A 22,969-nucleotide genomic window follows, 5' to 3' on the forward strand; every position below is an offset into this window, starting at 1 on the left:
GTTCGGCCGCCGGGCTGGGGGCGAATGTCGAGCGCCGATGTCTCGAAGGTAATCCCAGCGAAGAAGGTCGAAGATACTAAATTCTGAGGGCAACCCAATCCTCTCTGCGAGAGGACACATCAGGCAAGGTCATCTCTCGGAATAGTTGGATCTACGCGACATCCGTCCCGACAGGGGAGGCCCGCATCTTTCGATACCCGGTCCGCAGCTTGCGGCGGAAGCGCTTCCTGTCTTCGAGGCGCGCCGCGATCTGGCCGGCGTCGTTCACCTGAACAGCTGCCATAATTTCGTTGTAGACAGTGTTCCGGACCGAGAGCGGAAAAGTGCTCGGAGCAGCGGCGAACGCGCGCGGATACATCGTCTCGATATGAAAAGCGACCGCGTCGCCAACGTCCTTTGCGATTTGCTTGACCAACTCGCGGGACCACGCCGTCTCGATTGAGGACGGGATTTCTTCGCCCGGGCGGTTTCGGTCTGCCATCCCGAGGCTCTCGGCTTCGCCCTCGCCTGCACTCGACCTCTTCATCACCAATCTCCAATGCCCGTTGTATCCGCCCGGCGGGAACCAGCGCGCGATTGTCGCAGGCTATAAGTCGCTCGTAGCGGCAACCATGATCCCCCTGCCAGCAAAAGACTCAATCAAAAACAGTTTTGGTCAAATTGAATAATGTGGAAAGCGAGGTGTGTGGCCCACGGCCGTTTCGATGACTTTGCCGAAGGGCAGCGTTCACTTCGGCTTGGCGGGTGGCGTCAGGAGCTCGCCTACCGTTACCTCGAGCGCATCGGCGATCTGCTGGATCATCTGCAATGTGGGGTTTGCCCGCTGCCTCTCGATGAGAGAGATCGCCGCCTGATCCACGCCTAACGCTTTGGCCAAGCCTGTCTGACTGAATCCTTGAGCCTTGCGTAGGCCACGCAGGTTCATCGCAAGAATGACCGCTGCCACCGATTTCCGCTCGGGAAAGCGGCGGCCGAACGGCTTGTTTTTCGGCGCGGCCGATTTGCGCGGTTTCTTGGGTTGCCTTGTCAAAATCCGAGCGGGCTCAGTTTGGATGACCCCCTAAGAGACATCCTGCGGACGAAGGATTCATCGGAACGACCGTCCTCTACTGAGGTCAAGTGCCTGCAACGCTTTTCCACCGGTTCGGATCGGCAACCTCGGGGAGCATTACACGTAAGCCGCGCCGAAGCGCTGCTGGTGCTCGAAAAGGGCTGCTTTTGATCGGACGTTCGAGTAGAAGCTGGCCATGGCAACTTCTACCGCGCTTGCTGAAGATCTCGCGACGGCCTTGGGAATCCCGGCTCCGTCGGTGATGCACGTCATGCGCGGGCTGAGGGCGGCCGGCCTGATCGCCTCGCTCGGCCGCGGCGTGAGCGCATCGGCGATGTCCAGGGACGATGCCATCGCCCTTCTGATCGGACTTGCTTCGGGGGCTCCGGCGGCTCATCTGGAGCCGGACGTCCGGATGCTCATGGGGATGAAGCTCCGCCGTGCCGACCGGCCGCCCGGGTTTTCGGGAGTGCGCCATGCCATCGGCAACCGCTTTTTCTCCTTGCGGGAGGATCACACTTTCTTCGACGGCCTGACCGTCCTTTTCGAACAGGAATGGGGCGGACCGGTATTGGACGAGGACGGATACGAAAAGCGGCGGGGTCCTCTCGACAGGCTCGACACCCTGGGCATAACCATCGGCATGGACGGCGGGCGGAGCGGGGGCTTCGCGATCATCCGCGGCGGATCCCCGGACGGCATCATTCGCAACTTCTACAGCACCTGGCAGGTCAGCAAGACCGAGGGGGAGGGGCTTACGCAGCTCTTCGAGACGGACGCCGACGCTTTCCAAATGATGTACTTCGGCGGCAAGGTTCTGCGCGCGGCGCTCGACTCCCTAAAGCGGCCGGCAAACCGCGAGCGGGTCCGCACCCGGCGCAACCTGCGCTTCTCACGCACGCCGCAGAAATCCGTCTGAACGTCCGCTCCTCTACCGTCCCGGGGCCCGACGCGAGATGAAGCCGTCGATATGGCTGAACCGGCCGTCTTTGCGGACAAGTTTCAGCAGCGCGTCGCTGAAGCATTGGAAGTCCGAGCTCGGCTCGACGGCATCGTAGAGTTCACGGATGGCGGCGCGGCCATCCCGCTCGACGATGAGAAGGGCGAGCTCTTCGTCGCTCGCTTTCTTGGCGCCCCCTGCGGCTGGGGTGCAAGCCGATCCGGCCGCCCAAAGGACGCGCGCATCGACGGTCCAGCGTCGGTCAGAACGTTGACGGAGCCTGACGGCGATCTTCGTGAGAGTGCGGTTTATGTGGTCCCTGTCGAACCGCAGCTGGAGGACCAGCGGCAATTTGTCGTGGAGCTCGGCTCCGAACATCGCTCTGCGCTCGGAGACGAGAATTTTGACGCATTCCTCGTCCAGCTCCGGGCATTCCAGTTTATACTGCATATTTTTGGTCCCGCCGAACGAACAGCGCCGCCGTGGGATCGGCATGCCAGATTCCGTCGGAGACCTGGAGAGCCGGGTAGTAGTCCGCGGCGCGGCTCAAGATCTTGTCGAGCCCGGCCAAATGGCGAAGATGGCGCGGCAGCAGCTTTCTGATCTCACTCGACGTCGAATGGCCGCGCAGCCGCAGCACCTCGATGGCTGCGAGCGCGCATTCGTCCTCGATGCTGAGGTGGCGTGGCCGCGTCTCTTCGAGGTTGGAGAGGAACCAGAGTCCCGGTCCCTTTCTGCAGATCTGAGGGAAGCGCTCCGCCGCGCGTTCCAGGAAGTAGGAGAAGTGGGGACGCAGGCGCGACAACGTGTCCTTCATATCGGGCGACAGGCGCTCGCGGATCTCGATCGCGGTCATGGGAGCGCCCCTCGCCGTGAAGATCTGGACGACCTCCCGGCCCAAGGCCTTGTAATCGACTCCGCCGAAGCGCCGCGGCGCATACTTGGTCTTCGGCGTTGCAGGGACGTCCTCCCGTGCCGCATGCCACCAGCGGCCGTCGGGCAGCTTTCGCAGTTCGGGCGGGTTCGCGGAAGTCAGTATCGCTGCCGAGTACTCCTTCTTGAAGTCGAAGGATCGACCGCGGTGTATGCCGGCGATGTAGATCTCGGCGGGACCGGCGGGACGGCCGGTCTCGGTGATCAGCGCGACGGCGAACCGACTGAAATCGAGGCGCCGTTCGGCAGCTTTGTCGGCATTCCGCCGCTGCGGGGTCGGCTCGCCGGCGTCGGTGGTAGATCTCGTCGATTTGCGCGAGTGGTAGTGCCTCGGGAACACGTAGGATTCGGGCACGGCGAGTCCCGGGATCCAGAAGGCTCCGTTGTCGAGCTGTTCGAGCTTCGAGGCCTCCCTCAGGACTTCGCGGGACTGCTTCCTGGAGAACTGCGGCAGATATTCGTTCGCCAGAGCTGCGTCGAATATCTCGGCGGAGAGCGCCGGCCTGCGCACCTCCCACAGGTAGGTGAAGGCGAATCCTTGGAAGGCCTGCTCATCGAGCGCGTTGAGTTCGCCGCGCCGCTCTGAGATCAGCGGCAGCGGCTGAAGACGAGTCACGTAGTCCGTCGTCACCGGAGGCGCGCGCGATGCCTCCGCGGCGCGCCGGGCCGCCTCGCGCAGACGAGCGCCGGTGCCGCGGCTCACGGCGCGCCCTTCAAAGGAGACGATCGGAGACACTGCCGCCGGCGGTTCGACGCCGGACCGATTGCGGACCTCCTCGGCTTCGGCGAGCAGGGCTCTCACCCCCGCCTTCCAAACGCGCACCATGTCCGCGACCCCATTCTGACCGCGGTTGATTGCGGTCCTGACCTTAGGGACGGAGACCAAGTCCGGATTCAGGGTGCCCACGCTGGATGCCAAGGCCATCATCACGGCATGGGCCTGTTCGTCGATTTCCACAGCTTTCGAGTCGGGCGAGTAAAGCCCTTTACTCGCTGCCGCAGTAATGGTCGCAAGGTCGAAAAACTGCGGATTCCGTCCCGCCATACCCTCGAGAACATTGGGAAAACCGTGGTCGTCTTTGGGGGACTGATGGCGGGATGGAATCGCGATTTCGTTGCAGATCAATAGGTTAGCGGTACCCGAGAATCGATTCGATTCCTTTCCCGGCGCTTCGCTACCATATTGAATCTGCTTGGGCTTTTCTTTTGTCCCGCCAGTCATCTGCAAAACCATCCCGCCATCGTTCGCCTAACCGGTAAGCCAGAAGCTGGGCCCGATCGCGCGGTTACTCTGCATTACTTCGCATATTTGTCAAAAGATAATTTGTATCATGATATGCTCATCTCCTTGCCGGCGAACGGTCGGTGATGAACGGAGACATTGATGCACGATATAGTTTTGCCTCTCGAGGATCACGTGCGGCCCCACTGGTCGGCTCGGGACCGTTGTTACTATTACCGTCACGAGATGCGCCGGCCGCCGACAGGCTTCGTCCTCACCAAGGCCGAGCGCAGGCTCGGCACGGACTACAAAGTGGCGATGCAGCGCGCCCGCGAGATCAACGCCAGGCTCAAGCGTTACCGGGCCGAGCAAGCCTCGAACGTGATGATCGACCGGCCGGCGGCCGGAACGATTGCGGAGCTCTTCCAGCGGTGGAAGAAGCACCCGACGTACCGGGGGTCCCTGATCACCGACGCCACGCGCAGCTACTACGACGGCATCATGTCCCGGGCGCAGCGGCACGAACTCCGCTGCAGCGGTTTCGCCGGCATGAAGTTCGCGGACGTCCCAATCCGGAAAATCGACGTTCTCGCCGTCAAAAGGCTCGTGTTCGATTATGCAGACTTGGGGCTCAACGTCAGCCGGGCCGACGCTGCCAACAGATTCCGCGACACGATGCGGACGATCTGGAACGCGATGGCCGGCGAATTTCCTGGCATCGCCGAGCACAATCCCTGGCCCAAGGCTCGCAAGCTAAAGCACGTCAAGAAGAGGACGCGCCGCGCGGATCTGGTCGAGCTGGCCTTTCTCTACCGCGGTTCGAAGATCAAGGATTCGAATCTCGGCGTCGCGGCCTGGGCCATGCACGAGTTTCAGATCCGCTCTGGAGCGATTCTCTCCGCTTGGCTATGCCAGCATTGGAAACCGGCTGACCGACCCTTCCAAGTCTACGTGATCAGGCCGAAAACCGAGAACTCGCGCTGGATCGATTTGCGGGACGAGAACGGCGAGCCGCTGTATCCGGGTCTCGAGGCTGAGATCGACCGCATCAAGGGCACGCGCACCGAAGGCATCCTCATTCCGAAGGACGGCACCCATGACACGCCCTGGGCGCTGCCGGGAAAGAAGCTGCCGGGCGAATTCTACGCGCGCTTCGGCGAGGTCAGGCAGGCTGCGGGCCTCCGCGACGACATCAAGTGGACATCGTACCGGCACGGCGGCGTCTCGGAAAGCGCCGAAGCCGGTTGCACCGAGCAGGAGCTGATGGCCATCAGCGGCCATCTCGATCCGCGCACCGCGCAGAGGTATATCCACGAAACGCAACTGATTGTCACGACGTCGCAGAGGAAGCGCCTCGCGCACCGCGCCCGCATCCTGCAGCTCCTGTTGGCCAACGGCCGGCTCGAATCCTTGCGCGACGATCCGCAGGTGCAGGCCCTGTTCGCGGCCCTGACGCCGTACCTCACCCACGAAACCGAGATCTACCGCGGGGCGTGACGACGCGAGGCGAAGTCCCGGATTGCGTCCGCGAGCCAAACCGCCTCGGGGCGACCCGAGACGGTGCGGCACGCGGTCGGCGGCGCGGCATCCCCTTTCTGAATCGCCTTGCAGAGCTCCCTCGTCGTCGCATAGTCGAGGAACGCCGCCGCCGTCTCGGCCCTCATCTCAACCGGCCAAATTGGAGGAAACTTGGCCGGTCGGTTCGGTATGTGGACGCGTGTGGCCCGCAACGGCGTCCTGACCATCTGCGGTGATTGGGTTGCGACCGTCTCGGACACCGGCGTCCGCGCGCCAGCGCGCGGAAGCCGCACGAAACGCACCCGGTCCGGCGGAAGATCGTTTGCATGTGCCGGGGTGCCGACGTCGCGAGGAGTCTCGCTCATTTAGGCGCCCGAGTCGGGGCACGTCCGGTACATCTCGCCCGGACCCGGGAAGTCGATCTCGAAATGGTCCGAAATCTCCGACGCAGGGATCGTTAGATCGTCGACCTGCTCCGGGTCCGCCGACTGGTCGATGATCCCGACGACCACGGTGCGGAAGTCGAGATGCACCAGGCGCGCAAGATGCGCGCGCAGCACGAGCTCGGCGGCGCGGAGGTCCTCCTCGACGCGACGCCGCGCCATCGGCGACTGCGCGCCTTGGTGGCAGAAGGCATAGGCACCGGCCCAGGAGCTCCGCTCGTCGAGGACGACCATGTCGACCACGACCGTTTCGCACGGCCCTTCAACCGGCAGGGACAGGCCGACGTAGCCTCCGCGCGCGCGCGCCACCGCATGACGGGCTTGTTCGGTTACCGGGATCCGCAAGTTCGCGATCACCTTGTATCTGCCGGATGCCTGGAGCGCCGCGGCGACCGCCCGGCGTGCCAGATCGTTGCGTCGGCCCGCCGCGGGCGTCGGGCGGCTCCGCCGCGCGGGCGGCAGCGAGGGCAGCTTCGTTGCTTCCTTACTCATTACCATTCCTTCCCAGTTTCCGTTCAAATCCCTTTGCTCGAGCTTTCGCGGGCGCTCGGCCACCGCAATCGGCGACGATCCTCGCTACTTCGAGTCCTTCGATGTTTCCCTTGGCGAGCAGCCGCGCCGCGACCTCGTCGAGCGCCGCGCGGTTCTCGGAAATCAAACGGACGCACGCGGAGCGCGCCCGCGCCAGGAGTTGCGCGCTCTCGGCGCGGACTTCCGGAAAGATCAGCAGATTGGAAGTCGCGTCAGCCGCACCGAGATAGAGGAAGCGCGGGCCGGCGAGACAGTACGATCCGACCAGAGCGGCGGCCTCGGCGGTCGCCTGGTGAAGGTCGGAGCCCGAGGTCCCGGACCATCCACCACTTGCTTCGGCAAACCTGGCCTCTTCTGCGGCGTGTCCGGCGAGCAGAACCTGCAGCCGGCGGAAACGGTCCGCGAACGTACCTGCGTTTGGCACCTCGCGGAGCCGGAACGACGCGGCCGCCCGTTCCCCCAGAGCTGTCATCGTGGCCACCGCCCCCATCGGCCCGTGCAGGAGCACGTCCACCAGGATGTGACCGGCCTCATGAGCGGCGATGCGCGGAAGCAGCGCTTCGGGCACTTCGTTGCCGCCGGCAAAGGCGCGCCTCAGGTCGTTAGCCGCGAGCGGCCGGCCCTCGCGCCTGGCGATGCGCCGCGCGTCAGCGACCAGGCGCTCGATATCCGCGCCCGTGCATCCGGCGGCCGCCACCGCCAAATCGTGGAGGTCGGCGTCGGCCAGGTCGCCGCGCAGGCGGACCCGCATCATGCGCTCCAGCTCCTCGTGATCGGGCAGCCCGATGTGGATCACGCGGCCGAAGCGTCCGGGGCGCAGCACGGCAGGGTCGCATCGGGAGGAGTTGTTGGTGGTCGCCAGGAAGGCGATCCGCGGCCGCTCGGTCAGCGCTCGTCCACGCAGGCCGGCGCCTTCTGGGAGTCCGTCCACCATGGAAAGGAAGGCTGCGGTTGCCTGAAGAGCATAATCGCGATGAGAGTGGTTGATCGTCGCTCTGTCGGTGAAGCTATCTAATTCCTCAACTAAAAATAGAATTGGCGCCTTCTGCGCCATCCGGCAGGCTTCCGCATGGTCGCGCCGCATCTCGCGGAGGAAGTGGCCCAAATGGCCTTCGCCTGCCGACTGCCAGCGCGAGTGGCTGGCAACCAGAATTTCCAGCTTCGATTCACGGGCGATCAGACGACACAGCGTGCTTTTGCCGACGCCGGGTGGGCCGTCGAAGCAGACTCCTGTGCCTCCCTCGACGGCACTCCAAGGTATTTCGCCTCGGCGCCACGCTTCTACGCTATGGACGAAGGATTTCGCGAATTCCGTAGCAGCTCCCATTCCGTGCAATTCCGAGAGGGTCAGTTCGCGAACATCGGCTTGCGCGACCAGGCTGGACGTCAGCTCCCGCAGTCGGCGCATGCATTCGTCGGCAGAACGATCGAAGCGCACCGCAAGCGCGATCTCCTCGATCCCGACCTTTGCAAGAAGCTCGGGCTCCAGCGTCGCGCGGGTCCTCCCGCCGGTGACGATCCGTATCGTTTTCGCGATCGTGTCGAAATCCGGAGAGCCGATCGCGATCTTGTAGTCGCAGATCCGCAACAGCGCGTCGGGAAGGTGGGTCTCCGCCAACGGCGAGAACGCGAGCACGGGGCGCGCCGCGGACACTGCCGCCAGCGCATCGACCTGGTTCGTGAGCCGGGACGTCGCCTTCGGCGGCTCCCACACGACCAGATGGACCACGCCCCCTGAAGATTTCTGGGCTGCGAGGGGCGAGTGCTCCGAATCCAACGACGTGGTATGGGCGCCGGGAGCACCCAAGATGACGGCCCTCCAGTGCGCCTCGACGAGCCGCAGGGTCGTCGAATCGTAAACGTCGAACGCCACGACCGGCGCCGCGCAACGGATCGCGTGTCCCAGACCTTGGCATCCGTCCACGGCCTTCGCCAACATGAGCTTAGTCGCGACCGCGTGGGCGCCGTCAACGTTGGGCCGTACACTCGTTTCCGCATCGAGTCCGGAGTCCATGCGCGACCGCGAGAGGTCAGTGTAGGACCGTCCGCGCGCGCCGCTCGTGAATTCGCGAATCGAGGCTTCGTTTTCATCAGACGTCCTGCGCCTCAACTCGGACCAGTTCTTCGTTTCCTTGCGGTAGACGTCGCTTTCGAACGGTCCCATAGGCGCGGGTCGCGCCGTCGTTTTCGGCGCGGACGTGACGGCGTCTGCTGGTTTCGGCGGACGTCTACGCATCGGGGATCTCCACGACGAATGCCGGATCGAAGAGCGGGTTCTCGTCTCCGTAACCCGCGGGATTGCTGACGAGGCGCGTGCGACCGCGCCGGATGTCCATGCTGTGGTGCGTGTGGCCGCTGACCACGAGATCGGGCTGGTAGATGTCGATCAGCCACTCGAGCCGGGAGGCGTAGGCCGCGGTCTCGATCTCGCCGCGGAACACCGGCGCCACCGCGTCCAGCACGATGCCATGGTGGAAGATGCAGACCGTCGGTCCCGCGTGCAATTTCCCGAGCTCCCGGATCACGAACTCTCGGGACTGGAGATGGAGCGTACGCGCCTCCTCGGGGCGGAAGCGCCGCCACGGACTGCGGCTCCACTTGATCCGCCTATGGTCGAGCAGGTAACCGGCGGCCGCCCCTATCGCCGCGGGCCGCAAGGATTCGCCGAAGGCGCCGTAGTCGGTCCACATGGTGCAGCCGATAACGCGCAGCCGCCCGAGGAAGCAGACCGCATTCTCGAGCAGGCCGACGCGGAGCGCGGCCGCCGCCTCCCGTCCCGCGGCAAGCTCCTCGCGGTACGTCGCGTGCCGCGAATAGAATTCGTGGTTGCCGGGCACGGCGACGATCTCGAGCGGCTCCGGATATGCGCGCCTGAGCGCTTCGACGGCATGAACGAGTCCTTCGCAGGTGTCGCCAGCTACGACGACGGCGTCGACGCCCCGCACCGGCGGAGGCGCACCCCTTCTTCCCGGGTAACCGAGATGGAGATCGCTCATGATCTGCAGTCTCATTCCGCGCTTCTCCGTCGAGGGGAACGCCGGCGGCCTCTCTGCATGAGCCAGGATTCCGCCACCCGCGTTTCCGCGGATCCCGCGCAGTGCAGCCGACCGAAGAGATGGCGCATCGCAAGCCTCGCGGCGGGGTCGCCGCCATCAGCGCACAACGCGAGGGACGTCATGGCGACGTCGAACTCCGGGCGGCCGAACGCGGCGGCGCCGAGCTGCAGGGCCAGCCCGACCGCGGCGGCCGGATCGCCGTTCGCGGCGGCGAACCATCTGGCGTACCGCAGGAGGGGCGAGCGGGAGATCGCCGCCCGTATCGAGAGGCGTGCCGCCGAAGTCAGGTCGTGGGCGGCACGCGTCCGCCACCACCGCCAGGGCGGCGCGGAGCATCCGCGGCGATGTCCGCCGGACGGCGCTCGGGATCGATCGTACGGTTTCTCGCGCATTCCTCTTTCCCCGAAAAGTCGGGGAGGCGCGGTTTTTGCCGCGCCTCCCTCCTCGCCACGCCGGGCCGTGCGATGCCTCGCCGGAGCACGCCCCATGGTGGTCCTCTAGCCGATCACTTCGACTGCGTAGGTGCCGTTGACCGGGCGCCAGTCGCCGATGCCGCGGAAGAACCCGGCGACCCTGAACGTGTCGACTACCTCGACCCGGTCGAGCAGCGTCGGCAGAAACCGCGCGGTGAACTCGACGCTCCAGTCCGCGAAGGCGGGACGCGTCCTCATCGTCCGTGATCCGCGCACCCTAACGCCGGTGCGCAGCCTGAACGAAGGATTCGTCCAGAGCTCGTCCAGATCTTCCGGCCCGTCGTACTTCAGGATCGCGTTCTTCTCGACGACGAGCCCGGCACGCGCCTCGTCACCGCGCTTGCGCGTCCGAGCGGCGCCCACGAAGCTCGCCATCAGCGCCTCGCACGGAATGCAGGGGCGCCCCCCGTCCAACCACAAGCCGCCATTCCATTCGACGCGCGCGATCTCCTCATGATCGGCGATCGTCTTCTGCCTCTTGCCGGTCAGGCGCGCCAGGGCCCGCGAGGCCGGGTCCAGCGGATCGGCCAAGCGCCCGCAATGCATCAACAGTCGCTTGGTGCCAATCAGCCTGAAGCGGATACCTACGGATTCCATGTTCTTCCTGTCAGCGGGTTGGATCGACGAGAGGGCGACGAACGTCGCGCATCGGCCGAACGTCGGCACGGAGCGGTGGACAGCGGGCATAGCGGCGGCGCCGGATCATGTCCTCCACGCCCCGATGACACGGTCGGCAGAGCGCGATCAGATCGCCGACGCTCTCCCGGCCGAGACGACGATACGTGGCATGGTGGACCTCGAGCGGCGCTTCGCGCGTTCCGGACTCGAAGCAAAGGCGGCAACGGCCACCGCTGGATGCGAGCTCGGACAGGCGTGCAGCGTTCGTACGCCACCGGGTGCTGCAGATGTAGCTGGGATAATGCATGTGCTCCGTCCGGGTCATCTTGGTCTAATGTGATATATCACATTCATTGATGTGAGCATCTACGTTAGCACGGCGCTTCCGCGCTCGTCGGCTTTTTGACGGCAGATTCTCTGGCCACTTTCGCCGACGATCGGCTCTCTATCGTGGACGTCGGCTATGCCAAGCGGTCGGTGATCGGAACGCGATGCCCGTTTTTCGGCCGGTTGACATGGCTGCATGCCCACCAGGCGACTGCTACCCGGTTATGAGATAGTCTTTAGTTCGCAGCTACAGAGCTATCGCCCGAAAATGGGCCGGAACCAATCCATCGTTCGTACTCGGTGACAATTTGCACAGAGGTCGCCATCATATCGTCTGCTGCGGCTCTGGAGCTCGATTGGGAATTCCCCGCGACATTCGCCACACGTAAACCTGGTCGGGGCCACCTGCGTGGTCAGGATGCGTGAACGGGCCGTGTCGAAGCCGTAGCGTCCGCTCCAGTCGAGCATTCAGGACATCATCGGCGGCGTTCACATAGGTGTCTTCGATCTTGCGATCCCAAGAGGCGAGGATTTCGGCCTTCCAGTCGTTCAGCGCCGTCAGGACAGGCCTGAAGGCAAGGACGATTTCCGCCGGCAGGGTCTTGATCCAGTCCTCAAGCGCGGACCTAGCTCCGGCCCTGTTTCTGTTATCCCAGATGTCTGCAAGCCGTTCCCAGTACGCCGCATGCAGCGCAGGGACGAAGTTCAGCCATTCGTCGAGCTCGGTCAACAACGCTGGCAGGAGCCGGGAGCGTCTTTCTGCGAGGAGATGACCGCTGCGCAGCGGCCTGTCGCGCTTCCTCGCTGAAGGATCCTCGAATCGTTGCTCAGCACGCAGTCAGTCTAGGCCGGCCCGGGATCAGCCAATCCAGCTCAAGTGGGCGTTTATCCCGACGAAGACATCCTGCTAAGCGCGTGCACAAACGATCGCGCTGTACCTGGCCGCCGAAGAAAGTCGGTGTTCGGTAATGTCTTCGTTCGCCTTCGGAATGCGCAACGTCGATGAATGAAATCACGACTGCAATCGTCTCTAAATGTGCGTGATTTCGCGAAACTTGCTGCAATCGACGCGCACCAACATAGGCTTCGTTGACAAGCTGTCGAGGCCGATCCCAATGTTTCTCCATCAATTGTATTGGCTGGCTGTCGTTGTCTTTCAACCCGAGACGCGGCCAGTCGCGGAGATGGCGAATGACAAAACAGACTCCCGGATTCGCGCGCCGGTCCTTTGTCCTGGGCGGCGCAATGATTGGAGCGGCTACGGCAGCGGCAGCTACAATACGGGATGGTGAACTGGGGGCGCCCCCTCGCTCTTATCGTGGATCGATGCCCGTTCAAGAGGGCGCAGCCGATTCGCCACCGGAGGTTCGCGGCATCGACTACAAATTTTTTACAGCTGAAGAGCGGGAATTTGTCGAGGCGGCCGTCGACCGACTGATCCCGCCGGATGCTGTTGGACCAGGTGCAGTCGAAGCAAATGTGCCGTTCTTCCTGGATCGGCAGTTGGCGGGCCCGTTTGGGCGCGGCGACCACTACTATCTCGGCGGACCTTGGAAGGAAGGCGCCCCGGAGCAGGGCTATCAGCTGCGCTTCTCGCCGGCGCAACTGTATCGAGCTGCGATCAAGGCGATCAACAGCCATACGTCCGAACAATTCAACAGAGCTTCCTTCGCTCAACTCAGCGGAAGCGACAGGGATCGTGTTCTGAAGGGGCTCGAAGACGGTAGCATCGCGCTTGATGGCGGAGTCAATGCGCGCATATTTTTTGCGATGCTCCTCCAAAATACCAAAGAGGGCTACTTCTCCGATCCGATCTATGGCGGCAACAAGGATATGGCCGCTTGGAAGATGATTGGCTTTCCTGGTGCTCACTACGACTATAGCGAGTGGGTGGAGCGGCACGGTGAGCGCGTGCCCTATCCGCCAGTGGCCTTCAAGGGCCGTCCCGGCTGGCGGGAGGCCTGAGCATGGCTACCACTCTGAAGCCCGTTGATGCGGTCATGGTCGGGTTCGGCTGGACCGGTGCGATCATGAGCCAACAACTTTGCGACGCAGGCCTGAACGTGCTCGGACTCGAGCGCGGCCCCTGGCGAGATACGCCCACTGAATTTGCCACGGGCTTCGCGCAGGATGAGTTGCGTTACATGTGGCGCCACCACCTATTTCAGAACGTTTCGGATGACACTCTCACCATACGAAACAATTTGAGCCAGGAAGCGCTTCCGATGCGCCATCTGGGTTCATTCCTGCTTGGGACCGGCGTCGGTTCAGGTGGTGTGCATTGGAATGGCCAGATCTGGCGCTTTCTCCCGAGCGATTTCCAGACAAAGAGCCACAACCAGGAGCGCTACGGCAAGAACGCGGTGACCGACTACGACCTGACGGTGCAGGACTGGGGCGTCACCTACGACGAACTTGAGCTCCATTACGATGCGTTCGACAAGCTTTGTGGCACCAGCGGTAAGGCAGGAAATCTAAGAGGGAAAATTCAACCGGGAGGCAACCCATTCGAGGGGCCTCGTTCGGACGAATATCCCACTCCGCCAATGAAGCAGACTTACGGCCCGACTCTGTTCGGCCAAGCTGCAGCCTCGCTCGGCCGTCATCCCTTCCCGCACCCCGGAGGCAACCTCAGCCAATCCTACGTGAACCCGCTAGGTTGCCAGTTGGGGAAGTGCACTTACTGCGGTTTCTGCGAGAAGTTCGGCTGCGGAAATTATTCAAAGGCGAGTCCTCAAACTACGGTGCTTCCTTATCTGATGCGGAAATCGAACTTCGAGCTCCGCACGGAGTGCGAGGTGCTCCGGATCGAGCTCACGCCGGACAAGAAGAGGGCCACCGGCGTTACCTATGTGAACAGCGCGGGCGAGGAGTTCTTCCAGCCGGCCGAGATGGTCTTCCTAGGAGCGTATATCCTGCACAACGTACGCCTCTTGCTGTTGTCGGGCATCGGGCAGCCATACGATCCCAGGACAGGCGAGGGTTTGGTGGGCAAGAACTACGCCTACCAAACAATGTCGTCTGTGAATGTCTTCTTCGAAGACAAGATCATCAATCCGTTCATTGGAGCCGGTGCGCTGGCGACGGTGGTCGACGATTTCAACGGTGACAACTTTGATCATTCCGGTCTGGGTTTCATCGGCGGCGCTTATATCGCCGGCATGGTCACCGGCGGGCGTCCCATCGAGATGATGTACACGCCGAAGGGTACACCGGCCTGGGGCTTAGAGTGGAAGCACTCCGCCGCGAAAAACTATCTGCGTTCGTTCAATCTAAGCATCCACGGCTCAAGCATGAGCTCGCGTGGAAACTACCTGGATCTCGACCCGACCTACCGTGACGTATTTGGACGGCCGATGCTTCGGATGACGTTCGATTTCAACGGAAACGATTTGAAGATGTCGAACTACCTCACCGACAGGACGGCAGAAATTGCGCGAGCAATGAATCCCCGGGAGATCAAAGAAAATCGTCGGAAGGGATCTTGGAACGTCGTTCCCTATCAGACAACGCACAACACGGGCGGCGCCATTATGGGTGACAATCCGCAGAACAGTGTCATCAATAAGTATCTGCAGTCGTGGGACGTGCCGAATGTATTTTCGATGGGCGCCGGCGCCTTCCCGCAGAACCCCGGCTACAATCCGACGGCTACCGTCGCGGCGCTTACCTATCACGCTGCTCAACACATCATCGCGCGCTATCTGAAGGCCCCTGGTCCTATGGTGCACGCATGAAGTGCTCTCCGTACTTCATGACCACCGCCGTGGGCCTCGGTGTTGCAGCACTCGCTGCGATCGGTTGGGCTGAAGGTCAGACATCGGCACTGCCCCAGCATCGCTCATCGGCGGTCACGGCTCTCTCGATTCTTACTGCGCAGATCCCGGATGGCGCAGATGCCGAGAAGCTGCGTCACGGACAGGAGCTGATGCGCGCCGGTGATTGCGTGTCTTGTCATATGCGCAAAGGCGGAGAGCCACTGTCCGGTGGACTCGGTCTCAAAACTCCATTCGGAATTATCTATTCATCGAACATTACTCCAGACCTGGAAACTGGCATCGGGCGGTGGACGGCAGATCAGTTCTACCGCGCCATGCACGATGGTCATGGGGTGAATGGTGAGAACCTTTACCCCGCCTTTCCTTACCCATGGTTTCGCAAGATGAGCCGTGCGGACGACGATGCACTGCTTGCCTATATCAAAACGACAGCGCCGGTCCGCTATACGCCACCGGCTAACGAATTGATGTTTCCCCTCAACCACCGAAGCCTCGTTGCCGGCTGGAATCTGTTGTTCCTCAAGAAGGAGCAAGAAGCATCGGTCTCTGAGAAATCGAAAGCTTGGAATAGGGGCGCCTATCTGGTGAACGGGCCCGGCCATTGCGGTGCCTGCCATACCCCGAAGAACGCGTTCGGCGCCGATCGAGCCGGTCAGGAGTTCAAGGGTGCCATTGTCGACAACTGGACGGCTCCGGATCTGACCGGCAACGTTCGTACGGGGCTTGGTGCCTGGAGCGAGGCGGATATCGCCGAATATCTGAAGACTGGCCGCAACGCTCACGCGGGAGCGGGAGGCGCAATGGCCGATGTCGTAACCTATTCCACATCGCTCCTGACTGATGCGGATCGCGCAGCCATCGCGGTGTACCTCAAGAATCTTCCGGGAAGTTCTTCTAAATCCGCCACAGTGCTGGTGGATGCGGCCTCGCTTTCCCGTGGGCGCGAGATCTATTCGGATGCCTGCGCATCATGCCACCTGGAGAACGGCAAGGGGCAGCCGGGACTGTTTCCGCCTCTCGGCAAGAACGCCATGGTGCAACAACTTGATGCCACTGGCCTGGAGCAACTGATCCTGGCGGGGACGAGCATTGCAGCCACACCGAGCCGACCCTCGCCTCTGAGCATGCCCGCGTTTTCGTGGAAGCTCTCCGATCGGGAGATCGCGGATGTTGCGACCTTTGTCCGGAACAATTGGGGCAATCGAGCTTCCGCAATCGACCCGGACGACGTTGCCGCCCTGCGCAAGCAGCTGAAGCTTCAGGAGCCGAGGCGAACAGACAATTCAGGCGATCAAGATTGATAGGAAGACCGCAATTTGCGGCGCACGGAAGCTGAAGCCAGTCAAACCAGATGGAACAAACCATGATGCAGAACAAAGCCACCACGCCGATGGATCGTCGTAAGCTCCTGTCGGGACTAGGTACGGCAGCCGTGGGCGGCGTCACTGCGAAACTACTGGGTCATACGGGGCCTGCGAATGCCGCTGCGGCTCGAGACACGTCCGACGCACCGTCGATCCTCGTGTTTGATGTCAACGAAACACTTCTCGATATCGAGTACATCAGCCCTGTTTTCGAAAGAGTGTTCAATGATCGAAAGGTCATGCGCGAATGGTTCAACCAGCTTATTCTCTACTCCGACGCAGTAACGTTGTCGGGTCCCTACGTTACCTTCTTTGATCTGGGTCAGGGCATCCTGAAGATGCTTGGCACGATCCATGGCGCCAAGGTCACTGCGTCAGATATCGACGATCTTCGCACGCGAATGTTGACGATGCCGGCTCATCCCGACGTTCTCGCGGGATTGAAGCAGCTGAAGGATGCGGGCTTCCGTCTGGTGAGCTTCACGAATTCCCCGCCCGACCAAAAGGCCAGTCCCCTCAAGCATGCGGGTCTTTCTGAATGGTTTGAGAGATCGTTCAGTGTAGATCGGGTCCGCAGGTTCAAGCCGGCTGCTCAAGGCTATCATCTCGTGGCCGAAGAACTCAACGTTGCGCCATCCTCGCTCTGCATGGTCGCAGCTCATGTCTGGGACACGATCGGGGCGCAGAGCGTCGGCTACTCGGGTGCCTTGATCACCCGTTCCGGGAACGCGCCGCTTCTCGTGGATCAGCTTCCTCAGCCCCAAATCGTTGCGCCCGATTTGCCTGGCGTTGCGGCCCAAGCCATCCGGTTGTGGCGAAGCTAGGAACAAGGCCAGTGAAGGCCGTGGAGCAATCGTGCCGCCCATCGCTAAGCCGGTCAATCCTGGCACCGGTCTAAAGTCCGCAAAGGGATAGACGGGGCTCCGCGAAGCTTGCGCTTCGTGGGCCAAGCCCGATCGTCGATGTGGTGCGTCCTCGCCATCTCCGGATGATGTCTTGAGCCATACCCTGTTGGGAGCCAAAAATGAAAATCAGTAGGTTCTTCTCGACTGCGATGCTCGCGGCGACGACGCTCACGTCGGCTTCACTCCATTCAGTGCGCGCGGCCGGCGCGGGCCAGACCAGTGCTGAGATATCTTCCTTGAAGCGGCAACTGCATTTGCTCGAACAAAGGCTCGACAAGCTGCAACAGGGGAGCGCAGCGGGGGCCACCAAGTCAAAGGTTGCGGCAAATTCACAAGCAAGAGCCGCGTTAACGACCTCTAACGGAGCCAAAGCGCCGCCGCTGGCGGCGGGCGCGCTCGTGTCGATGCCGAACAACCGAGCGACCATCTGCACCGACGACGGCGAGAACTGTGTCGGTATCACGGGCCGCGTCCACTGGGACGTCGGTGGCTACGATTATCATCCCAATACCGCGGCGACCTCTCCGCAGCGACTGAATTCCGGCGAGAATGTCCGCCGTGCGCGCATCGGTCTCGCGGGCAAGTTCTTCGGCGACTGGAATTTTGCCCTGGTCTATGACTTCGGTGGTTCGTCAGATGGCTTCGGCGGCGCAGCGGCGGGCTCTCTTCCCGGCGGGGGGCTCTCGGGGCTGGAGAATGCCTACCTGAGCTACACGGGGCTCAAGCCGTTCGGAGGCAAGATGGCAATCGAAGGCGGCATTATGGACATCCCCTGGACGATCGACGAGGCCACCAGCTCGAACGACATCACGTTTATGGAACGCTCATCAGCCCAGGTCATCGCGGTCAACGTGGCCGCCGGCGATTTTCGTTCGACTTTCGGCACACGCTGGTGGAACGACTCATTCTGGGCCGGTGGCTATGTGACCGGTCCGACCACAGGTTCCATCCATTCGGCCTCGAGCGTCACGCCTGCGGGGGCCACCGAGCAGTTCGGTGCGGTGGCGCGCGTTGCGGGTCAGCTCATCAGCGGCAACAACTACTCCTTACACCTTGGCGCCAATGCCGAGTGGCTCGTTCAGCCGTCGCGCAATCTCGTGACCAACGCGCAGACGGTTTCGTTCAGTGACCGTCCTGAACTTCGGATCGATCCAACAGCGCTGATTTCGACCGGCGCAATTGCCAACGCCTCGGGTGCACAGGTCTACGGTGCGGAAGCGGCTGCGAGCTATGGGTCGCTCTACTTCCAGGGCGAGTACTACTGGTACAATGTCGATCGCAGCGCGTCGACGGGACTGCCACCGATCGGTGCTCCGAGTTTGCATTTTCAAGGTGGTTATGCCCAGGCAAGTTACGTGTTGACTGGTGAGACCCGCACCTACAATGCATCGACCGGCTCATATAACGGCATCAAGCCGGCGGATCCGTTCTCAATGCGGAGCGGCGGCTGGGGCGCCTGGGAAGTCGCGGGTCGCGTCTCAACAATCGATCTCAACGACGGGCTGGCGACCGCAGCCGGGGTCGCAGGTGGTCGGCAGACCGTCTATACAGCGGCCTTGAACTGGTACATCAACGGCAATCTTCGTCTCATGCTGGACTATCTGCACGGCGACGTCGCCAGGCAACAATCGCCGACTTCGACGGCAGATCGGGGCGCGACGTTTGACGCGGTAGCAATGCGTACCCAGCTCGCATTCTAATGAAGTGGGCACCAGGTTTGTCGGTACCGGCCGAGACTGTGTCAGCTGATTGGGCTCGCCGTGTTTCCTACCTCAGTCTCTTGCGCACGCGTGAGTCCTTTGGCGCCCATAATATTGCCGCCAAGGCGTTGCGCGACCAGGCCGCTCAACGCCTTGGTCGCGGACCGACCGCGTGCCGCTACGGTTGGGATTGATCCGAGGCGCCGATCAACAAATAGATGAATTGCTCTTGATCGCCATCCTCAGAGCATCGTGGCTCTCCTTAGCTAGGCGAGCGTGTTCATCCAGTCGACAATCGCGTGTCCGATCTCGTCGGGCGAGTCCTCCTGAACGAAATGGATTCCCGCCACGCTCCGCTCAGTCACAGCCGGCCAACTGCGCACGAGGTTGACCAGTCTATGATTGTCAAGAATGGCACCCGGCTCTGCCTTCAGGAAGAGCTTCGGTACATCGGTCGTCCCCAGCCAGTTCGCATAATCGGTCGCGATCGCGACCACATCGGCTGGTTCACCGTCGATCGGTATTTGCCGAGGCCAGGTCAATGTTGGACGTCGTCCCTCCCCGGGCTCCAGGAACGGCCTTCGGTAGTGCGCCATTTCCTCAGCCGAGAGCTTCCGGATGATGGCGTTCGGCAGGATCTGCTCGATGAAATAATTGTTCTGCAGGACCATCGTTTCGCCGGCATCCGAACGAAGGGCCTCCAGGGCTGAGCGCATGCCCATCTTGTCCCAATGATCGTCGCCTTGGGGCGCTACGATCGCCTCCATGAATGCAATTCCCCTCACCGATTCCCGATGGCGGTTGGCCCAGTCGAAGCCGAGAGCAGAGCCCCAGTCATGAAGAACCAGGGTGACACGCTCGCGCACATCCAGAGCGTCGAGCAAGGCATCAAGGTAACGACGGTGCTCAACGAAGCGATACGAGTTCGGGCCACTGTCGGGCAATTTGTCTGAATCGCCCATGCCAATGAGGTCGGGAGCAATGCAGCGGCCAAGCGGCTCGACATGTGGCAACACGTTGCGCCAGAGGTACGAGGAGGTTGGATTGCCGTGTAGCAGTAAGATGGGATCGCCCTCTCCAACCTCCACATAAGCCATCTCCCGATTCAGAACCCGCTGTCGCTTTTTCACATACGGAAATGCTGCGGATATCATGCGATTGTCCTTTTTCTCATCGTGTTCTAAATCGGTCGATGCGTGCTGTCATCGTTGTTACGATGTCGGGAGGGATCTTGATTCGAACTTCTTAGCTCGTAGCGGACAGAACGCTACGCCCTCGGGACAATGTCGTTTTGTCGCGCGCCGCGATAACCCGCTCGACATCCTGCTTCAGCAGATAAACAGAGACGGTCAGCAAGACGAGATCCTTCAGGAGGAAAGCTGCGACCATTCCCATGGCCGGGAACCCTCCGGCGCCGGCATCCCAGGCGTCTGGCGCGAATGGGAAGATCGTAACGGTTGCAATGAAGGTGCAGCAGGAACCGAGTGCGCCAAGCACGCCCAGCTTCTTATTCCAAAATCCCAGGAGCAATAGCGAACCGAAGGTCCATTCTGAAGCTCCGAGAAGAACACTCGTGCCACCGATACCCAAGACCGGAATCGTCCAGAAGATAAATGGGCCGTGGGTGATCAATGGCACGAGACCTCTGATCTCGGAATCGAACCATTTGTCATATCCGAACCACGCGAAGATGATCACCATCGATGTGCGGAGCAGATGGTAATCGAGATCGCGCCGTAGCAGCACTGAACGGCCGAGCGTGTCGATAATGAAGTTCATGGCGTGTTTTCTCCTGTTGACGAATGAATGAGGAACCGCGCCATGATGGTGCGGCACCAAGGGATAGGTCGGAGGATGCGATCGCCAAATGCAGTGGCGCTCGCAGTCAATGACCTGCGATTTGGCCACCATCGACGTGAATGGTTTCTCCGGTTACGAATTTCGCGTCTTCCAAGTAGAGGATCGCCTGCGCGATATCCTCGGGTTCACCCATGCGCTTGAGAGGGTGCAACGACGCCACGGCTTCGTATGTCTCGGGAGCGTGAAGCGGCGTCTTGATCATGCCGGGAGCTACAGCATTTACCCGAATGCCGCGGGTGGCGTATTCGATTGCGAGACCGCGCGTCGCAGCGGCGAGGCCGCCCTTGGTTAACGACGCCAGAACGGCAGGAACATTCGAGTTGGCGTATTCGACCAGGGTCGTCGTGATCTGGACGACGTGTCCGCTCTTCTGCTGCAGCATCGCCTTGATGGCGTGCTGGGTAATGAAGAAGAAGCCGTTCAGATTGGTCGCGAGAACGTCTCTGTAGTTCTGCTCGGTGTAGGTTTCGAACGGCCCGGAAATAAAGATGCCGGCATTATTGATCAGCGTGTCGACACGTCCGAACCTCTCGAGAGCGGATTCGATGACGCGTCGTCCGGCTTCCGGATCTGCGATATCGGCGCGAATTGCCAGGCAGTTCGGATCGTGGGACGGTGCAATCGACCGAGAAGTCGCGACAATGCAATAATTGCGGCTTCGATACCCATCGACGATTGCCTCGCCCAGGCCTCCCGAAGCTCCAGTGACGACGACAACCTTCTGACCTGTGTTCATGGTACGCCTCGTCTGGTTGTGCTGTCCTTGGGCGGCAGATATTTTGACGGCGTGCCCCAACGCGAGACCATGGCGTTTCCGATTCGTAACTCAACAGAATGCGAGAACCCTCCCGGTTGGATCTTGGCTCGCCGAAGGTCTCGTCGAATGCAGTGCCGTGTCTCACGGTGCCCCTTGAAACGGCGGCTCACAACCTAGCGATTATGATGCAGTAACGCATACTGAAGTATGGGTTGCTCGAACACCGGCCACCGCGGAGCTTCGCTGGAAGTGTGATCTCGACACGAGCTTCGTGCGTCACCGGCGAGCCAGCGTGCTCGCCGGTGACCGATCAGGTCGGCGTGATGGCTATCGACGTGCCAGTCGAACCAGATCTTGTCTCAACAGATAGAAGGAGACTGCGAGCAGGACGACGTCCTTCATCAGGAAAGGCACATTGCCGGTCATCGCCGGAAAGCCTCCTGCCGCAATATCCCAGCCCTCCGGCATGAAAGGAATGATGGTGACAGTTGCGACGAACGTGCCGGTCGAGCCGAGTGCCCCGAGAACACCAAGCCGCTTGCTCCAGAAGCCCGCGAGCAGCAGCGCGCCAAACGTCCATTCCGACACGCCCAGGAAGTAGCTGGCGCCCGCGTGGCCGAACACGGGATAAAGCCACCAGATCAGCGGACCGTTGCCGATGAAGGGGACCAGTCTCTCGAATTCATACGGAAACCACTTCTGGTAGCCGAAGAAGAAGAACATGATCACCATGGAGGCGCGAACGATGTGATAATCGAGATCCACAGCGAGTAAGCCGGATCCATGCATGATACGAAGAGCGGGGCTTTGGGCGAATTTGGTATTGGCAAGCGTAGTCATGATCCTGATTCCTGATTCCTGATTCGAGATGACGATGCGCCGCAGTTGCGCTACGCCACTGCCGGAAAGTCGATCTCGGTATCGTTGATACGATTGAAGACGTTGGTGAAGACGGTGGTTGCAAAGGCAAGGCTGATCTCGACGAGCTGCGCATCGCTGTAGCCAGCGGCCTTGATCGCGAGATAATCCTGGTCGCTGATGGTGCCGCTGGTGCGCGCGAGCTTGCGCACGAACGTGACCAACGCGTCACGCCGGGCATCGCCCGTGGGCTTACCGTCGCGCACCTGCTTCAGCACCTCCTGCGTAACGCCGACGAGCGACCCGAGATGGCTGTGGGCGGCGACACAGTAGTCACAGCCGGCGGCTTCGCTGATGATGAGCTTGATGATCTCCCTGTCGGACTTGTTCAGGCTGCCGGACGCCAAGACCGTATCGGCAGCGAGGACGGCCTTAAGTGCCGCAGGGCCATGGGCGGCAATGGCCGCGAACGTATTCGGCACGCTGCCGATGGCCTTCTTGATTTGGGCATAGAGCTGGCCAGACGGGCCGGCGTCAGCGTCGAGGTTCGGGATGGAAAGGCGGGACATGGTGGCACTCCTTATTGGCCGGTGAATGATTGCGGAGTGACAATAGGGTCCCAAGATGAGATGTT

General features: G+C 61.7%; 23 protein-coding genes. 7 read left to right on the forward strand and 16 right to left on the reverse strand.

Features of this window, described 5'->3' with window-relative positions; all coding sequences use genetic code 11:
- Window positions 1–151 precede the first annotated feature (151 nt).
- Both QY049_RS20580 and QY049_RS20585 read right to left on the reverse strand, forming a co-directional pair.
- Entirely contained in the window at window positions 152–526 is a 375-nt protein-coding gene (locus QY049_RS20580) for a hypothetical protein (protein ID WP_301269892.1), read from the reverse strand.
- 201 nt (window positions 527–727) lie between these two features.
- Window positions 728–1,030: a helix-turn-helix domain-containing protein gene (locus QY049_RS20585; RefSeq protein WP_301269893.1), complete on the reverse strand. Its 303-nt coding sequence runs from the start codon at window positions 1,028–1,030 to the stop codon at window positions 728–730.
- Between the two features lie 217 nt (window positions 1,031–1,247).
- Here QY049_RS20585 and QY049_RS20590 point away from each other — a divergent pair, with 217 nt between their 5' ends.
- The gene (locus tag QY049_RS20590) at window positions 1,248–1,970 is read left to right on the forward strand and encodes a hypothetical protein (RefSeq protein WP_301269894.1); all 723 of its coding nucleotides are present in this window, start codon (window positions 1,248–1,250) and stop codon (window positions 1,968–1,970) included.
- Window positions 1,971–1,982: 12 nt separating this feature from the next.
- Here QY049_RS20590 and QY049_RS20595 read toward each other — a convergent pair whose 3' ends face one another.
- Window positions 1,983–2,486 carry a hypothetical protein gene (locus tag QY049_RS20595; RefSeq protein ID WP_301269895.1) on the reverse strand — a complete coding sequence of 168 codons (504 nt, stop codon included), beginning with the start codon at window positions 2,484–2,486 and terminating at the stop codon, window positions 1,983–1,985.
- Window positions 2,431–4,158, reverse strand: coding sequence for a hypothetical protein (locus tag QY049_RS20600; protein WP_301269896.1), 1,728 nt, complete (start codon window positions 4,156–4,158; stop codon window positions 2,431–2,433). Before QY049_RS20600 ends, QY049_RS20595 begins: the two co-directional genes overlap by 56 nt.
- Before the next feature lie 150 nt (window positions 4,159–4,308).
- Here QY049_RS20600 and QY049_RS20605 point away from each other — a divergent pair, with 150 nt between their 5' ends.
- The gene (locus QY049_RS20605; protein ID WP_301269897.1) at window positions 4,309–5,643 is read left to right on the forward strand and encodes a hypothetical protein; all 1,335 of its coding nucleotides are present in this window, start codon (window positions 4,309–4,311) and stop codon (window positions 5,641–5,643) included.
- 386 nt (window positions 5,644–6,029) lie between these two features.
- Here the strand turns inward: QY049_RS20605 and QY049_RS20610 are convergent, their stop codons facing one another.
- The 7 genes from QY049_RS20610 to QY049_RS20635 all read right to left on the reverse strand — a co-directional run bounded on the left by QY049_RS20610 (window position 6,030) and on the right by QY049_RS20635 (window position 11,950).
- The gene (locus tag QY049_RS20610) at window positions 6,030–6,599 is read right to left on the reverse strand and encodes a hypothetical protein (RefSeq protein ID WP_301269898.1); all 570 of its coding nucleotides are present in this window, start codon (window positions 6,597–6,599) and stop codon (window positions 6,030–6,032) included.
- A complete protein-coding gene (locus QY049_RS20615; RefSeq protein ID WP_301269899.1) occupies window positions 6,592–8,802 on the reverse strand; it encodes an ATP-binding protein in 2,211 nt (736 codons plus the stop codon). Before QY049_RS20615 ends, QY049_RS20610 begins: the two co-directional genes overlap by 8 nt.
- A 64-nt stretch (window positions 8,803–8,866) precedes the next feature.
- Window positions 8,867–9,649 (reverse strand): metallophosphoesterase, encoded by a 783-nt coding sequence (locus tag QY049_RS20620; protein WP_301269900.1) that lies wholly within the window; start codon window positions 9,647–9,649, stop codon window positions 8,867–8,869.
- Complete coding sequence (locus tag QY049_RS20625) at window positions 9,646–10,086, reverse strand: hypothetical protein (RefSeq protein WP_301269901.1); 441 nt, start codon at window positions 10,084–10,086, stop codon at window positions 9,646–9,648. Before QY049_RS20625 ends, QY049_RS20620 begins: the two co-directional genes overlap by 4 nt.
- Before the next feature lie 105 nt (window positions 10,087–10,191).
- Window positions 10,192–10,854, reverse strand: a complete 663-nt coding sequence (locus tag QY049_RS20630) for a hypothetical protein (protein ID WP_301269902.1) — start codon at window positions 10,852–10,854, stop codon at window positions 10,192–10,194.
- Complete coding sequence (locus tag QY049_RS39110) at window positions 10,775–11,110, reverse strand: HNH endonuclease (RefSeq protein WP_367401197.1); 336 nt, start codon at window positions 11,108–11,110, stop codon at window positions 10,775–10,777. The genes QY049_RS20630 and QY049_RS39110 overlap by 80 nt, the downstream gene beginning before the upstream one ends.
- A gap of 327 nt (window positions 11,111–11,437) precedes the next feature.
- Window positions 11,438–11,950, reverse strand: a complete 513-nt coding sequence (locus tag QY049_RS20635) for a transposase (protein WP_301269958.1) — start codon at window positions 11,948–11,950, stop codon at window positions 11,438–11,440.
- Between the two features lie 488 nt (window positions 11,951–12,438).
- Between QY049_RS20635 and QY049_RS20640 the strand changes: the two genes are divergently transcribed.
- The 5 genes from QY049_RS20640 to QY049_RS20660 all read left to right on the forward strand — a co-directional run bounded on the left by QY049_RS20640 (window position 12,439) and on the right by QY049_RS20660 (window position 18,860).
- Entirely contained in the window at window positions 12,439–13,077 is a 639-nt protein-coding gene (locus QY049_RS20640) for a gluconate 2-dehydrogenase subunit 3 family protein (RefSeq protein ID WP_301269903.1), read from the forward strand.
- Window positions 13,078–13,079: 2 nt separating this feature from the next.
- Window positions 13,080–14,849, forward strand: a complete 1,770-nt coding sequence (locus tag QY049_RS20645; RefSeq protein ID WP_301269904.1) for a GMC family oxidoreductase — start codon at window positions 13,080–13,082, stop codon at window positions 14,847–14,849.
- 17 nt (window positions 14,850–14,866) lie between these two features.
- Window positions 14,867–16,192: a cytochrome c gene (locus tag QY049_RS20650; protein ID WP_301269905.1), complete on the forward strand. Its 1,326-nt coding sequence runs from the start codon at window positions 14,867–14,869 to the stop codon at window positions 16,190–16,192.
- A gap of 62 nt (window positions 16,193–16,254) precedes the next feature.
- Entirely contained in the window at window positions 16,255–17,079 is an 825-nt protein-coding gene (locus QY049_RS20655; RefSeq protein ID WP_301269906.1) for a haloacid dehalogenase type II, read from the forward strand.
- A gap of 200 nt (window positions 17,080–17,279) precedes the next feature.
- Entirely contained in the window at window positions 17,280–18,860 is a 1,581-nt protein-coding gene (locus tag QY049_RS20660) for an OprO/OprP family phosphate-selective porin (protein ID WP_301269907.1), read from the forward strand.
- 266 nt (window positions 18,861–19,126) lie between these two features.
- Here QY049_RS20660 and QY049_RS20665 read toward each other — a convergent pair whose 3' ends face one another.
- The 5 genes from QY049_RS20665 to QY049_RS20685 all read right to left on the reverse strand — a co-directional run bounded on the left by QY049_RS20665 (window position 19,127) and on the right by QY049_RS20685 (window position 22,904).
- A complete protein-coding gene (locus QY049_RS20665; protein WP_301269908.1) occupies window positions 19,127–20,014 on the reverse strand; it encodes a haloalkane dehalogenase in 888 nt (295 codons plus the stop codon).
- A gap of 91 nt (window positions 20,015–20,105) precedes the next feature.
- Window positions 20,106–20,639: a YkgB family protein gene (locus QY049_RS20670; RefSeq protein ID WP_158671076.1), complete on the reverse strand. Its 534-nt coding sequence runs from the start codon at window positions 20,637–20,639 to the stop codon at window positions 20,106–20,108.
- A 106-nt stretch (window positions 20,640–20,745) separates the two neighbouring features.
- A complete protein-coding gene (locus QY049_RS20675; RefSeq protein WP_301269909.1) occupies window positions 20,746–21,456 on the reverse strand; it encodes an SDR family NAD(P)-dependent oxidoreductase in 711 nt (236 codons plus the stop codon).
- 348 nt (window positions 21,457–21,804) lie between these two features.
- On the reverse strand, window positions 21,805–22,317 hold the full coding sequence (locus tag QY049_RS20680) for a YkgB family protein (protein ID WP_301269910.1): 513 nt from the start codon (window positions 22,315–22,317) through the stop codon (window positions 21,805–21,807).
- 50 nt (window positions 22,318–22,367) lie between these two features.
- The gene (locus QY049_RS20685) at window positions 22,368–22,904 is read right to left on the reverse strand and encodes a carboxymuconolactone decarboxylase family protein (protein ID WP_301269911.1); all 537 of its coding nucleotides are present in this window, start codon (window positions 22,902–22,904) and stop codon (window positions 22,368–22,370) included.
- Window positions 22,905–22,969 lie beyond the last annotated feature (65 nt).

Source organism: Bradyrhizobium sp. WYCCWR 13022 (genome assembly GCF_030435535.1).
GTDB lineage: Bacteria > Pseudomonadota > Alphaproteobacteria > Rhizobiales > Xanthobacteraceae > Bradyrhizobium.

Coding starts and splice junctions, on each gene's coding strand:
- QY049_RS20675 (WP_301269909.1), bottom strand. CDS start 21,456: ATGAACACAGGTCAGAAGGTTGTCGTCGTCACTGGAGCTTCGGGAGGC.
- QY049_RS20595 (WP_301269895.1), bottom strand. CDS start 2,486: ATGCCGATCCCACGGCGGCGCTGTTCGTTCGGCGGGACCAAAAATATG.
- QY049_RS20680 (WP_301269910.1), bottom strand. CDS start 22,317: ATGACTACGCTTGCCAATACCAAATTCGCCCAAAGCCCCGCTCTTCGT.
- QY049_RS20620 (WP_301269900.1), bottom strand. CDS start 9,649: ATGAGACTGCAGATCATGAGCGATCTCCATCTCGGTTACCCGGGAAGA.
- QY049_RS20685 (WP_301269911.1), bottom strand. CDS start 22,904: ATGTCCCGCCTTTCCATCCCGAACCTCGACGCTGACGCCGGCCCGTCT.
- QY049_RS20600 (WP_301269896.1), bottom strand. CDS start 4,158: ATGGTTTTGCAGATGACTGGCGGGACAAAAGAAAAGCCCAAGCAGATT.
- QY049_RS20625 (WP_301269901.1), bottom strand. CDS start 10,086: ATGCGCGAGAAACCGTACGATCGATCCCGAGCGCCGTCCGGCGGACAT.
- QY049_RS20590 (WP_301269894.1), top strand. CDS start 1,248: ATGGCAACTTCTACCGCGCTTGCTGAAGATCTCGCGACGGCCTTGGGA.
- QY049_RS20580 (WP_301269892.1), bottom strand. CDS start 526: ATGAAGAGGTCGAGTGCAGGCGAGGGCGAAGCCGAGAGCCTCGGGATG.
- QY049_RS20615 (WP_301269899.1), bottom strand. CDS start 8,802: ATGGGACCGTTCGAAAGCGACGTCTACCGCAAGGAAACGAAGAACTGG.
- QY049_RS20665 (WP_301269908.1), bottom strand. CDS start 20,014: ATGATATCCGCAGCATTTCCGTATGTGAAAAAGCGACAGCGGGTTCTG.
- QY049_RS20650 (WP_301269905.1), top strand. CDS start 14,867: ATGACCACCGCCGTGGGCCTCGGTGTTGCAGCACTCGCTGCGATCGGT.
- QY049_RS20660 (WP_301269907.1), top strand. CDS start 17,280: ATGAAAATCAGTAGGTTCTTCTCGACTGCGATGCTCGCGGCGACGACG.
- QY049_RS20640 (WP_301269903.1), top strand. CDS start 12,439: ATGCCCGTTCAAGAGGGCGCAGCCGATTCGCCACCGGAGGTTCGCGGC.
- QY049_RS20610 (WP_301269898.1), bottom strand. CDS start 6,599: ATGAGTAAGGAAGCAACGAAGCTGCCCTCGCTGCCGCCCGCGCGGCGG.
- QY049_RS20645 (WP_301269904.1), top strand. CDS start 13,080: ATGGCTACCACTCTGAAGCCCGTTGATGCGGTCATGGTCGGGTTCGGC.
- QY049_RS20605 (WP_301269897.1), top strand. CDS start 4,309: ATGCACGATATAGTTTTGCCTCTCGAGGATCACGTGCGGCCCCACTGG.
- QY049_RS39110 (WP_367401197.1), bottom strand. CDS start 11,110: ATGACCCGGACGGAGCACATGCATTATCCCAGCTACATCTGCAGCACC.
- QY049_RS20670 (WP_158671076.1), bottom strand. CDS start 20,639: ATGAACTTCATTATCGACACGCTCGGCCGTTCAGTGCTGCTACGGCGC.
- QY049_RS20655 (WP_301269906.1), top strand. CDS start 16,255: ATGATGCAGAACAAAGCCACCACGCCGATGGATCGTCGTAAGCTCCTG.
- QY049_RS20630 (WP_301269902.1), bottom strand. CDS start 10,854: ATGCCCGCTGTCCACCGCTCCGTGCCGACGTTCGGCCGATGCGCGACG.